Annotated in this window: 8 protein-coding genes; 5 read left to right on the forward strand and 3 right to left on the reverse strand. The window is 61.2% G+C overall.

Translation table 11 applies throughout. The features are described from left to right. Positions 1 to 13: 13 nt before the first annotated feature. Both CKW25_RS10915 and CKW25_RS10920 read right to left on the reverse strand, forming a co-directional pair. Positions 14 to 1315, reverse strand: a complete 1302-nt coding sequence (locus tag CKW25_RS10915; RefSeq protein ID WP_095079187.1) for an ATP-binding protein — start codon at positions 1313 to 1315, stop codon at positions 14 to 16. 4 nt (positions 1316 to 1319) lie between these two features. Beyond that, positions 1320 to 2021, reverse strand: coding sequence for a response regulator transcription factor (locus tag CKW25_RS10920; RefSeq protein WP_095079188.1), 702 nt, complete (start codon positions 2019 to 2021; stop codon positions 1320 to 1322). A 395-nt stretch (positions 2022 to 2416) separates the two neighbouring features. Between CKW25_RS10920 and CKW25_RS10925 the strand changes: the two genes are divergently transcribed. From CKW25_RS10925 to CKW25_RS10945, 5 genes are all read left to right on the forward strand, one after another. Then, the gene (locus CKW25_RS10925; RefSeq protein ID WP_095079189.1) at positions 2417 to 3574 is read left to right on the forward strand and encodes an efflux RND transporter periplasmic adaptor subunit; all 1158 of its coding nucleotides are present in this window, start codon (positions 2417 to 2419) and stop codon (positions 3572 to 3574) included. 16 nt (positions 3575 to 3590) lie between these two features. Next, entirely contained in the window at positions 3591 to 6689 is a 3099-nt protein-coding gene (locus CKW25_RS10930) for an efflux RND transporter permease subunit (RefSeq protein WP_095079190.1), read from the forward strand. 116 nt (positions 6690 to 6805) lie between these two features. Continuing rightward, entirely contained in the window at positions 6806 to 7447 is a 642-nt protein-coding gene (locus tag CKW25_RS10935) for a DUF1345 domain-containing protein (RefSeq protein ID WP_095079191.1), read from the forward strand. Between the two features lie 426 nt (positions 7448 to 7873). Next, complete coding sequence (locus tag CKW25_RS10940; RefSeq protein WP_095079192.1) at positions 7874 to 8158, forward strand: helix-turn-helix domain-containing protein; 285 nt, start codon at positions 7874 to 7876, stop codon at positions 8156 to 8158. A gap of 52 nt (positions 8159 to 8210) precedes the next feature. Continuing rightward, a complete protein-coding gene (locus CKW25_RS10945) occupies positions 8211 to 8945 on the forward strand; it encodes a response regulator transcription factor (protein WP_095079193.1) in 735 nt (244 codons plus the stop codon). Positions 8946 to 9018: 73 nt separating this feature from the next. Here CKW25_RS10945 and CKW25_RS10950 read toward each other — a convergent pair whose 3' ends face one another. Then, positions 9019 to 13257, reverse strand: a complete 4239-nt coding sequence (locus tag CKW25_RS10950; protein WP_143497293.1) for an RHS repeat-associated core domain-containing protein — start codon at positions 13255 to 13257, stop codon at positions 9019 to 9021. Positions 13258 to 13285: the final 28 nt, after the last annotated feature.

A 13285-nucleotide genomic window follows, 5' to 3' on the forward strand; every position in this document is an offset into this window, starting at 1 on the left:
ACAGACCGTCACCTCAAGTGAGGCTCGGTAGCCAGAGCCGGAACCGCGCCCCACCCAGCGGCGATGCCTGGACGGTGAGCGTGCCGCCCTGGGCCTCCAGGGCGCGGCGGCTGATGGCCAGGCCCAGGCCGAAGCCGCCGGTGGCGCGGTCGCGGCTGCGGTCCAGGCGGTAGAAGGGTTCGAAGATCCGTTCGCGTTCATCTTCGGGGATGCCGATGCCGTCGTCGTCGACCCAGATTTCGCAGCCGAGGGCCAATACCCGCACGCTGACCTGAATGCGCTTCTCACAGTAGCGCATGGCATTGCGCAGCAGGTTCTGGAGGGCCCGTGCCGTCAGGCGCGGGTCAAGGCTGAAGCGTTCAAGCTGACCGTGCAGCAACACATCGATAACGATCTGCGGCGACTCCAGTTCATCATCGACGCTGCCCAGGATGCTGTCGATGAATTCGTCCAGCGACACCTCTACCCGCTCCGGTTGCCGCGCCGGGTTTTGCAGGCGACTGTAGGACAGCAACTCCAGCACCAACTCGTCCAGCTCGCGAATGTGCGCCACCAACCCCTGCAAGCGCTCGCGGCTGGCGGCCGGCAAGTCGTCGGACAGGGCCAGGGCCAAACCAAAATCCAGACGGGTCAGGGGCGTGCGCAGTTCATGGGACACCGCGTTGAGCAAGTCGCGCTGCTGGTTGAGCAGGTCTTCGATGTCGCCGGCCATGGTGTCGAACACATGGGCCAGATGGCCGATGTTGGAACTGGCGGCAATCTGGGTGCGCTCGCTCAGATGGCCCTTGCCGAAACGTTCGGCGGTATGTTTCAGGCGTTCCAGGTCCCGCCAGTGCGGACGCAACCAGATCAGCAGGCACGCCAGCAATGCCGCACCGATCAGCACATTGATGCTCCAGTACAGCAAACTGACGTCCACCGGGTCGGGCGGGACGATCAGTTTCACCGCCAGCTCAGCGTTCAACGGCGCCACCGCCAAGGTGCGCCAGCCCCAGTCCCCCATGCGCACGACCATCTCGCCGCGTTGCAAGCGCTCGCGTTCATGGGCAGTGAAACCACCGTCGTCGATCCGCGCCACCGCGATCTGCAACGGCTGGAACTGTTGATCCATCTCGGTGGCGAGCGCCGGCCACTGCTCGGGCGGTACACGGTGAAACTGTTGGACGATGAGGTTCTGTATCCCTCGGGAATGGTCGAGGTTGTAACTGGCAAAACGCTCGTGAAAAACCTTGATGACCAGGTCCGGGACCAGATAGATCGCCGCACTGAAGGTGACGATGGTGATCAGGTACAGGCGAATCAGGATGCGCAGCATGGCTTCAGCATTCCCACTCGGAACGGCTGAACAGATAGCCCTTGCCCCACACGGTCTTGATCTTGCGCGCCTCACCGGCGTGGTCGTCGAACTTGCGCCGCAGCTTGGAAATGGCCACGTCCACCGAGCGGTCGGTGCCGTTGAATTCGATCCCGCGCAAGCGTTGCAGGATCTGGTCGCGGCTGAGCACCTCGCCGGCGTGCCGGGCCAGCACCACTAGCAGGTTGTACTCGCCGCTGGACAGCTCCACCGGCTGCTCGCGCCAACTGACGGTGCGCTCCGACAAGTCGATGCACAGGTTACCCATGAGGATCCGGTCGCTGGCGGTCTGCGGCTCGTTCAGGCTGCTGCGCCGCAACAGGGTGCGCACCCGCGCCAGCAGCACCCGTGGCTCGCAGGGTTTGGTGACGTAGTCGTCGGCCCCCATCTCCAGGCCCAGCACCTGGTCGTGGCTGTCGTCACGGGCGGTGAGCATGAGGATCGGTAGCGTTGCCGAGTCGGCGCGCAACAAGCGGCACACCTGCAGGCCATCCAGGCCTGGCAGCATCAGGTCGAGGATCACCAGGTCCGGTGTCGTGGACCGCGCGCGCTCGCGCACCTGGTCGCCACGGCTGATCACGCTGACTTGATAGCCGTTGCGTTCGAGGTAGCTGGCAATCAGCTCGGAGAGCGCGGAGTCGTCTTCGACCAGGAGGATGTTGGGCATGGGTGTTTCCAGAAAGTGCTGTGGTGACTGTCGGGGCTGGCCCTAATGCCGATCAGTTAAGAGAAATAAAGTCGAGCACGAAACCCGTGGCGAGGGAGCTTGCTCCCGCTGGGGCGCGAAGCGGCCCTGTTTTGGGGCTGCTACGCAGCCCAGCGGGAGCAAGCTCCCTCGCCACGGGTTCTATGTTCGGCTGGTATTTGGCTTAACTGAGCGGCATTAGGGCTGGCCCGCGAGAGCAATCGATCAGTCGCATTAGAAATCAAGGCGTCAAGGATATACGCCCTCACGCGCACGCGAGCAAAACCTTCACACAATTTCACAGAGCCACTACAAACGTTCACCGCTACCCTGCCCGACTGCCCGTAGCATGCCGGGGTCATTATTGGGGTATTCACATGTCAAAGAACCTGTTGGCGAAGCTCGGCCTGATTGCACTGGGCCTGACGCTGGGCGCCTGTGACAAGACCTCCACCAGCGATGAGGCCGCGCCGCTGGCCACCGTCCGGATCGAAACCCTCTCAGCCCGCCCGCTGTCGATCAGCAGTGAGTTAAGCGGGCGGATCGCCGCGCCGCGCATCGCCGAAGTGCGTGCGCGGGTCGCCGGTGTGGTCCTGCAACGCACCTTCCGCGAAGGCAGCGATGTGAAAAAAGGCGAGGTGCTGTTTCGCATCGACCCGGCACCGTTCAAGGCCGACCTGGACAGCGCCGAGGCCGCACTGCGCAAGGCCGAGGCCAATGCTTTCCAGGCCCGACTTCAAGAGCAGCGCTATGCCAGCCTGATCGCGGACAAGGCCGTCAGCGCCCAGGACTACGACAACGCACGGGCCAATGCCCTGCAAACCGCCGCCGACGTTGCCGCCAGCAAGGCCGCTGTCGCGCTTGCCAGGTTGAACCTCGGTTACGCCACCGTCACCGCGCCGATCTCCGGGCGCATTGGCCGGGCGCTGGTGACCGAGGGCGCACTGGTGGGGCAGAACGAAAGCACGCCCCTGGCGGTGATCCAGCAACTGGACCCGATCCACGCCGACCTGACCCAATCGACCCGCGAGCTCAACGACCTGCGCCGAGCCCTGCGGGCTGGCCAGTTGCAACAGGTTGGCCAGGATCAAGCCAAGGCCACGCTGATTCAGGACGACGGCAGCCTCTATCCGTTGCCCGGCAAGCTGTTGTTCTCCGACATCAGTGTCGACCCGGGCACCGGGCAGATCATTGTGCGCAGCGAGTTCCCCAACCCGGACCTCGACCTGCTGCCGGGTAGCTTCATCCGCGTGCGCCTGGAGCAAGCGGTACAGCTGCAAGGCATCAGCGTGCCGCAACGGGCGATCCTGCGTGACAGCGCCGGTATCGCCCAGGTGCTGTTGCTCGACAGCGAGGCCCGGGTCAGCCAGCAACCGGTGCAACTGGGCCAGGCACAGCAGGACCGCTGGATCGTCACCGGTGGCCTCAAGCCCGGCGACCGCATTGTCATCGAAGGCCTGCAGCACGCCCGTCCCGGCGAGCAAGTAGCGATCGACGACACCCCTCTTCCCCTTGCCCAGGTCACCGGGCAGTAGGCAGGACGCAGACTTTATGCCGCAATTCTTTATCGACCGCCCGGTGTTCGCCTGGGTGGTCGCGCTGTTTATCCTGTTGGCCGGCGCCTTGGCCATCCCACAACTGCCGGTGGCGCAGTACCCCAACGTCGCACCGCCGAAGGTCGAGATTTACGCGGTATACCCCGGCGCCTCGGCGCAGACGGTCGATGAAAGCGTGGTCAGCCTGATCGAGGAAGAACTCAACGGCGCCGATCACCTGCTGTATTTCGAGTCCCAGAGCAGCCTCGGCAGCGCCACCATCACCGCCACCTTCCAGCCCGGCACCGACCCGGAAATGGCCCAGGTCGATGTGCAGAACCGCCTCAAGGCGGTGGAGTCACGCCTGCCACAAGCGGTGATCCAGCAGGGGTTGTCGATCGAAAAGGTCTCGGCCGGCTTCCTGCTGCTGATCACCCTCAGCTCCAGCGATGGCAAGCTCGATGACGTGGCGCTCAGTGATTACCTGGCGCGTAACGTGATGAACGAGATCAAGCGCCTGGACGGCGTCGGCAAAGCCACGCTGTATGGCTCAGAACGGGCCATGCGGATCTGGATCGACCCACGGAAGCTGGTCGGCTTCAACCTGACCCCGGCCGACGTCAATGCCGCGATTGTCGCGCAGAACGCCCAGGTCTCGGCCGGCAGCATTGGCGACTTGCCGACCCGCACCACCCAGGAAATCACGGCCACCGTCCTGGTCAAGGGTCAGTTGTCGACACCCGAAGAGTTCGCCGACATTGTCCTGCGGGCCAACCCCGACGGCTCCACCGTGCGTGTGAGCGACGTGGCGCGGGTCGAGGTCGGCAGCCAGGAATACCAGTTCTCCACCCGCCTTAATGGCAAACCTTCGACCGCGGTCGGCGTACAACTGGCACCCGGTGCCAACGCGCTGCACACCGCAACCCTGGTGCGCGAGAAAATGGACGAGCTGGCGCGCTACTTCCCGGCCGGCGTGGAATACAAGATCCCGTACGACACCTCGCCGTTCGTCAAAGTGTCGATCACCAAGGTGGTGGTCACCCTCGGCGAAGCCATGGTGCTGGTGTTCGCGGTGATGTTCCTGTTCCTGCAGAACATCCGCTATACGCTGATCCCCACACTGGTGGTGCCGGTGGCGTTGATGGGCACCTTCGCCACCATGCTCGCGCTGGGTTTCTCGATCAACGTGCTGACCATGTTCGGCATGGTGCTGGCCATTGGCATCCTGGTGGACGACGCCATCGTCGTGGTGGAGAACGTCGAGCGGATCATGGCCACCGAGGGGCTATCCCCCAAGGAAGCAACGCGCAAGGCCATGAGCCAGATCACCGGGGCAATCATCGGCATCACCCTGGTGCTGGTGGCGGTGTTTATCCCGATGGCGTTCATGCAGGGCTCGGTGGGCGTGATCTACCAGCAGTTCTCGCTGTCGATGGCCACCTCGATCCTGTTCTCGGCGCTGCTCGCCCTGACCTTGACCCCGGCCCTCTGCGCCACCTTGCTCAAGCCGATTGCCAAGGGCGAACATCACGCCAAGGGTGGTTTCTTCGGCGCCTTCAACCGACGCTTTGACCAACTGACCACCCGCTATGAAAGCTGGGTGGTGTATGCGCTGAAACGCAGCGGGCGTTACCTGTTGATCTATGTCGTGTTGCTGATTGGCCTCGGCGTACTCTTCAGCCGCCTGCCCTCCTCGTTCCTGCCAGTGGAAGACCAAGGCTACACCATCACCGACATTCAGCTGCCGCCGGGCGCCAGCAAGAATCGCACGGTGCAGGTGGTGGAACAGATCGAAGCGCACAATGCCACGGAGCCGGGGATCGGGGACAGCACCATCATTCTCGGCTTCAGCTTCTCCGGCAGCGGCCAGAACGCGGCGCTGGCGTTCAGCACGTTGAAGGACTGGTCGATGCGCGACAGCCAGGACTCGGCGGCCTCCATCGCCGACCGCGCCAACATCGCCTTCAGCCAGATCAAGGACGCCGTGGCCTATTCCATACTGCCACCGCCGGTGGACGGCCTCGGCACCTCCAGCGGTTTCGAGTTCCGCCTGCAAGACCGTGGCGGCCTCGGCCACGCCGCATTGATGCAAGCACGCACCGCGCTGCTGGACGCCGCCGAGCAAAGCCCGGTGCTGATGAACGTGCGCGAAAGCGCCCTGGCCGAAGCGCCGCAGGTGCAACTGATCGTCGACCGCAAACAGGCCAACGCCCTGGGGGTTTCATTCGCCGATATCGGCGGCGTGCTGTCCACGGCGGTGGGCTCGGCCTACATCAATGACTTCCCCAACCAGGGGCGGATGCAACGGGTGGTGGTGCAGGCTGAAGGCGACCAACGCAGCCAGGTCGAGGATTTGTTGAAGATTCACGTGCGCAACAACGCCGGGAAGATGGTGCCGCTGTCGACCTTCGTCCGCGCCGAATGGACCCAGGGGCCGACCCAGTTGACCCGCTACAACGGCTACCCGGCCATCAGCATTTCCGGCGAACCGAGCCCGGGCCACAGCTCCGGTGAGGCCATGGCGGAAATCGAGCGCCTGGTGGCCCTGGGGCCGACCGGCCTGGGTCAGGAATGGACCGGGCTGTCGTTGCAGGAACGCTTGTCCGGCAGTCAGGCGCCGATCTTGCTGGGCCTGTCGTTGCTGGTGGTGTTCCTGTGCCTGGCGGCGCTGTACGAGAGCTGGTCGATCCCGACCTCGGTGCTGCTGGTGGTGCCGTTGGGGGTACTGGGGGCGGTATTGGCCGTGACCCTGCGGGGCATGCCCAACGATGTGTTCTTCAAGGTCGGCCTGATCACCATCATTGGCCTGTCGGCGAAAAACGCGATCCTGATCATCGAGTTCGCCAAGAGCCTGTATGACGAAGGCCACGACCTGGTCGACGCCACGGTGCAAGCCGCCCGCCTGCGCCTGCGGCCGATCGTCATGACTTCGCTGGCGTTCATCCTCGGTGTGGTACCGCTGGCGATCGCCACCGGCGCCAGCTCGGCGAGCCAGCAGGCGATCGGCACCGGGGTGATTGGCGGGATGATCACCGCGACCCTGGCGGTGGTGTTTGTGCCGGTGTTCTTTGTGGTGGTGATGAAGCTGGTCCGTAAACGCCATAAGGACAGCTGACAGGCAGTAACGGTGGGCTTGCGGGACCGCTTCGCGGTCCAACGGGAGCAAGCCCCCTCGCCACAATGGACCGCACTGGGCTAAGGTGATGCAATGCCCCGGCCCATCGAGCTCACATGCCCCACCTCCTGCGCACCCACCCTCGCCTGACCGCCGCGACCCTGTTGGGCGTGGCGATCGGCATTCTGGTTCCCGCCCACTCCCTGATCAGCAAAGTCCTCGTCGGCTGGAATGCCGGCGTCTGGATTTATCTGGCGCTGATGCTATGGCTCACCGTCCGCGCCAAGGCCGATGACGTCAAACGCATCGCCGAGGTCGAAGACGAAAATGCCGGGCTGGTGCTGCTCATCGTCTGCATCGCCGCCATCGCCAGCCTCGCCGCCATTACCTTTGAGCTGGCGGGCAACAGGGACCTGGAAACCTCGCGCAAGCTCCTGCACTACGGCTTTACCGGCATGACCGTGATCGGTTCATGGCTGCTGACCGGGGTGATCTTCAGCGTGCACTATGCCCGCCTGTTCTACACCTGGAATGGCAAGGAGCCGGCGTTGCGCTTTGCCGAAGGCTTGAAGAATCCCGATTACTGGGACTTCCTGTACTTCTCCTTCACCGTCGGCGTCGCGGTGCAAACCGCCGATGTCGGGGTGGCGACGCGGGGACTGCGCAAGATCGTCCTGGCGCAGTCGTTGATCGGGTTTGTGTTCAATACCGCGATTTTAGGGTTTTCGATCAATATCGCGGCGGGATTGTTCGGTTAAGCATCGTTCCAGCTTGATTAGAACCCCTGTCAGATTGCAGATTGATCAGGGCATCACCTCCAGGCGTTGTCACCGAAACAGTCGTCAGGCAGCTACCCGAAGCAGACCAACTGTATTTGATAGGTGACCAACGGTATCAATGGAAAACCAGTCGTACGCCATGAGTGCGATTGCGTTAAGTCGCTCAAAACCAGAGATAATCCCTACACAGGCCCGAGATTCAAGAGACAGAAATCGCACAGCCTTCTGGATTAAGGTGCCCTACCTGTTAGTTCTTACAGGTTTCAAGGTGTTGGATCCACGCTATAACAGCGCTGAACCTACAGCGCCCTGAGCGGCGCCTGTCAGTCGGACGCAGGAACCATGCCCGCTTCAGGAAGGATCCGTCGCGCCCACCTCATTGATTGATAAATGGGAGTGCCTGTCATGAACCATTCAGCCCCGATCGCCACTCGCGCTCGCAACGTCCAGCCCGGGTTACAGCTGCAATCAACCGGACAGCTGCAGGGCATCACACTGACCAACCGCGAAAAAGAAGTGCTGCTATGGAGTGCCAGAGGCAAGTCGTCCTGGGAAATCGGCCAGATCGTCAATTGCAGCGAATCCGGCGTGAATTATCACTTTTGCAATATCCGCCGAAAATTCGGCGTGAGTTCGCGCTGGACCGCCGTATTCAAGGCACTGGAGCAAGGCTTGATTCAGCTGTCTTGATCCTGACTGACTGCGGTGTACGGCGCGCCATTGGCCCCTGTCGAGACACCGCATGAACCCAGCGCAATCGCTGCACCCTGTTGCTCACACCTCCAGCGGCGACGCACCTGAAACCCGTGTTCGCCGCACGCTGAAGGCACCGCGCATCATTCTTGCCGACGACCACCCCGTGGTACTGATGGGCGCCGAAATGGCCCTGTGCCCACCCTCCAGCCCCGAGTTCGCGATTGTCGCCCACGCCCACAGCGCCGATGAGCTGATTGACCGCCTGGAACACACGCCCTGTGACATCCTGATCAGCGATTACTCGATGCCTTACGGCGGCTTTCCCGACGGCCTGGCATTGATGGGGTATGTGAAACGCCATTTCGACCATGTCCGGTTGATCGTGATGACCATGCTGCGCAATCCGTCCCTGCTGCAGGCGTTACTCAACCAGGGGGCTTGCGGGCTGTTCGACAAACGCAGCCCCTTGAGCGAACTCAGGCGCGCAGTCCAGAGCGTGGCCAAGGGCCGGCGCCACCTCTGCCCGACCTTTGCCAGGATTCTCGACGCCCAGACCTTGCCGACTTGCAGTACCGAAGCGCCGTTGGTGAACCTGTCCGAACGGGAACTGGAGGTGGTGCGCCTGTTCGTTCAAGGCCTGTCCGGCCGGCAGATCGCCGCACAGTTGAACCGCAGCGAAAAAACCATCAGCCGGCAAAAACGCACCGCCATGGACAAGTTGGGACTTGAGCATGACGGTGGGTTGATGGAGTTTGCGCGGGTGAGTGGGTTACGTCCGTGAAGTGACCACGGACGTGTTTTTTCCAGCGGTTGACTCATCGCTCAGAGCGAGACTTTCACAGTCAATGTCAATATTATTTTTTACTGTTTTTCTTTGAATCTAAAATATTATTTCTGACTTTCCCGACTTTCAGATTGACGACTCGAACCTCATAGCGCTCCTGAAGTTTCTGTATGCCCATACCACCAAGTTTTCTTGACCACTCGTCGGTTATTTCTATGACGGGTTTTACCTTTTCCGGCTCCCGCCTCGTCGTATTTTTTTTCAGTGCTCCTGCACTATCTTCCCGACGGGCCATAACTTCCGACGGACGATCGGGGGCATGCTGTCGACTCTGTAATGACATATTATTATCCCCCCTTTGTTCCGCTTCCCTCCCGGAGACACCGCTTCGCGAACTGCTACTTGGCGCGTCTGCGTACGGTACCTTATCCTCGGATCTCGCTGCAGCGGTTGCTTTGTGTTGCTTCCACGCGCTGTTTTGTGCAGCAATCTTGGCTCGGAATGGATTCAGCCCTTGTGTCCCAGGTGTCGACGGAGGAGGAGCCGGCCTGGCGGAAGACGGAGCACGTGGGGGTAGCGCAGGTCGATACATATGCCCACTATCGTCAGTATTCATAATCGGCTCCCCGCCACAATACGCATACGGATTCAGCCCCCCCAGGCCAAACGGACTCCAGCTATCCGGGCAGTGAAAGCGCATCAGGATCGGGCTATAAGCGCGATAGCCATTGCCCAACAGATACACCCCGCTGTGCGCTTCTCGTAATGCGCCGTTGTAACCCAACGGCGTTTCCACTCGCGGTTCGGCACTGCGGTGGCCATAGGCCGAATATGCGAGGGCATTGGTTGCGTCGCCGCTGATTTCACTGAGTACCGTGTTCTTGAAATCACTGGCCAGCAGCAAGGACTTTGGGCCAGCACCTGCCTGGTGCTCTGCGAGCACGACTCCATCCGCTCGCACGAAGGTACTACTGTCAGCACCCTGAATCCGGTTCGCCAGTTCGCCGTCGCGGTAGAAGCGTTGCTCTTGTCCCTCACCGCCCGCAAGAGTGGCCAGGGTGTCCAGTGGATCGTAGCCAAGTCTACTTGGCGTTTCGCCGGAAATACCACTGATACGGATCAAACGGCCCAGGGCGTCGTACTCCAGCACACGCTGTTCTTCGTCGAGGGTCAAGTGACCATCGTCGTCATACTCAAGCGAGATCTGGGCAGGGTAAGGTGCACCCGCGTTATTCTCGACTTTGGTCAACTGCGTGGGATCGTTCACATTGCCGTAAGTGTAGGTTGCGCGGTTTGTCGTACCCTCCACCGAGGTGGTGGTTACCAGGGTCAGATTGTCCAGGGCGTCGAATCTGAATACCTGTCGCGCGATCGCTTTGCCATAAGGATCGACAGGTGGTTGGCTACCCTTGCACGTGTAGAGTGTGAGACGACCACGAGGGTCATAACCATACGTCTCGTCGCGCAACAGCACATCGCCCTCGTATAACGTCCTCTGGACCAATGCATCGACTTCGTTGTAAACCTGAGTCAACTGTTGCTCGGTACCATTGAGATCAAAGGTCCGCTTGGTCTCACGACCGAACTCATCGTACTCCAGGCTGATCGTTACCTGTTGCCCGCTGGCACTGTCCTGAGTGCTGATTGTCGCCGTCTGCCCCAATCCGTCATACGTAAAGCTCGAACGGGTGGTGCCCAGTTCGGTGGACTCCAGTCGGCCTGCGTGATCGTAGAAAGAGCGCTGGGTCTGACCGAGCACATCGGTGTAGCTCAACAGCAGGCCCTGCCGGCTGTAGTCATAGTGCATGCCATAGGTTTCACCGTCCTGGTCGCGCTGCTCGCTCTTGAGTTCGCCGGTGGAGAAGTACTGGCGCTCGAGCCCCTGTCCCGGTTCCTGGCAACTGACAAGGCGAGCATTTTGCCTGTCGTACACATAATCCGCGGTGATCTCACCCGGCAACTGTCGCCAAGTCGGCTCCTCACCCAATTGAGTGTTGTACCCGTACTCGATCAGCTGTTTGCTGGCGGTAATGACGGATTTGGGTTGAGTCTGCCCGGGGCGATAACTGAAACTTTGCGTGCGCCCACCCGTAGTCGCCTGCTTCATGCGTCCCAGGCCATCGAACACCTGCTCGCCAAGTACTTTAGCGTCGACACTGATTTCAATCGGCAAGTCTTCGGAGCTGTGCTCGGCATAGCGGCGTCGAACCACGGCTCCCCCTGGAAGGGTGTTGCTTGTCATCCGGCCAAAGGCATCGTAGGCATACTCAGTCCTGGCTTCACGAGCATCGATTTCCAGAACGGTTTGTCCAAGCCCGTCATAGCTATTTTGATGCAGACTGATGGCGGCGTTATCAGCATCGAAGCGTTCGATACGGGTCGGTTTTTCAAACAGATTCAAGTAGGTAGCCGTCACGCCCGTTTTCACCGGATCCGCGCCTGACCCTTGCCGCCAGCTGCGCTGGATAGGTCCTTTCCAGCCAACGGTACCAATCGGGTCAGTTTGCTCATGGACCTGCACGCCGTCCGGGCCGGTCACGCAACACTGCATGCCCCAAGCATCATAGGTAAACGCACTGGTCAAGGGCACTTGCTCTTCGCCCCACCAATCGTATTGGGTTTCCTCGACCAGATTCTCCAGCGCGTCATAGCGCGCCGACCAGGTCGGGCGATACTCATCGGCGCGAGTACTGCTGTCGGCATTCTGGCGATCTTCTCTGATCGCCCGATTGAGCCCATCGAAGAACGTGCGAGTCGTCACGTTCTTGACATCCATGACCTCTTGATGCGCTTGCTGCCCATCAAGCGACGTCAGGTAGTACTTATAGGTCCGCGTGGCCTTGAACGCCTCATCATCCGGCGAGACGGTTTCACTGATCACCCGCTGCAACTCATCGTACACATTGCGGATTTTTACACCGGTGTCGTCGTGGGTCAGCAGCGGCTGACCATGGACCAATGAATCCTCGCGGGTGATCACCTTCTGGACATGCTCGGTACCATGATCGAAGCCCGTAAAGGTTTCGACGGTTTCCAGCACCAACTCTGCCGCCAGCACGCTGGTGAGCGTGCGGTATGCATACTCGGTGGTACTGGCTTTGCCATTGAGGGTCGTGTGCTGACGTGACGGGCGACCGTGCAGGAATTCATTGCCCGGCTCATCGTTATAGGTGTAGCGCGTCAGTTTCAACTCGACTTCGGTACTGCCATCGACCTGCTGCAGCGTCTCGCTTTCGCTCGTCAGCCATGGCTTTTGACCGCTGCCGGCTAATGGGTCAAGTGCACGGTAGCGTAAGCGCGTACGCAGTGTCGGTGCGCCGCCAAGGCCTTGTGGGGAAGGGAGGACGGTGGTGTCCTTCAGGCTGCGCACAAAACCTTCCGGGTCGGCGGGGCAGCCGTCGCTGGCCTCTTTCGGATAGTAGGTGTGGACGGTCCTGATGCCGCTGGGCTCGACCTGTTCGGTCTGATTGCCGTGTGTATCAAACGCGCTGTACGCGAGCTCTTCACGGTAGCGGGTCACGTCGTTGTCCATTTCCCAACTGGTCTTGACCTGCCTGGGCAACTGAAATTGCGGCACCTGCTGCTCGAAGGGTTTGTCTTCGGCGTAGTAGGTGGTCGCTTCCCGTTTGACGCAGTGGTCCTGGGTGGTTTTTTCTTCGGTCAACAAATGAAAACGGTTAAAGGTCCGGTCGACCTGTCGCACGGCCTTGCCATCGGCCATCAAGGTGGCGGTAGTGCCGTACTCATAGGTGTGAGCCACGTTGTACAGCGGGTCCATTCCCTCTTCCCAACTGACAGTGGCACCCGCCCCGAGGAAGTTTTTCGCCGTATAGCGGTAGTTGACCTCCATCATTGGCTGGCCGAAGCCCGGGTAGCTGCGATGGCGGGTCACCCGTGGCAGGTTGGGGCGAGTCACCCCCCCTGGATACGGATGGCCGGCGTCCTGATAGTCGATGGTGTCGAGGCCGCCGACCGGGGTATAGACCTTGTGCAGGCAAAGAATTCCACGGATGGGGCCATCATTGCCATAGTCAAAGCGCCAGGAGGCTTTGTCGGCGGTGGGCAAGACCACGGCGGTGACCCAGCCGCTGCCGTTCAGTTGCATTTCATAACGCGCCAGCGGTACACCGCCGGGGCCGCCATAGGGGCGGATCAGCAGTTCGACCCGTGAGTCGTTGGGGCGATTGATCCGCAGCAGTTCGCCCTCGGCATCACTGACCGTTTGCAGGCGCTGACCGCCACGGAAGGACGCGTAAGTCAAGCTGATGCCATGGCCGGAGGGCGCGTAGATCCGGGTGGGCAATGCCACCCGATCATCGCTGCTGCCGCCGACGGTG

It is taken from the genome of Pseudomonas sp. Irchel s3h17 (assembly GCF_900187505.1).
In the GTDB taxonomy this organism is placed as follows: domain Bacteria; phylum Pseudomonadota; class Gammaproteobacteria; order Pseudomonadales; family Pseudomonadaceae; genus Aquipseudomonas.

Coding starts and splice junctions, on each gene's coding strand:
- CKW25_RS10940 (WP_095079192.1), top strand. CDS start 7,874: ATGAACCATTCAGCCCCGATCGCCACTCGCGCTCGCAACGTCCAGCCC.
- CKW25_RS10925 (WP_095079189.1), top strand. CDS start 2,417: ATGTCAAAGAACCTGTTGGCGAAGCTCGGCCTGATTGCACTGGGCCTG.
- CKW25_RS10945 (WP_095079193.1), top strand. CDS start 8,211: ATGAACCCAGCGCAATCGCTGCACCCTGTTGCTCACACCTCCAGCGGC.
- CKW25_RS10920 (WP_095079188.1), bottom strand. CDS start 2,021: ATGCCCAACATCCTCCTGGTCGAAGACGACTCCGCGCTCTCCGAGCTG.
- CKW25_RS10915 (WP_095079187.1), bottom strand. CDS start 1,315: ATGCTGCGCATCCTGATTCGCCTGTACCTGATCACCATCGTCACCTTC.
- CKW25_RS10930 (WP_095079190.1), top strand. CDS start 3,591: ATGCCGCAATTCTTTATCGACCGCCCGGTGTTCGCCTGGGTGGTCGCG.
- CKW25_RS10935 (WP_095079191.1), top strand. CDS start 6,806: ATGCCCCACCTCCTGCGCACCCACCCTCGCCTGACCGCCGCGACCCTG.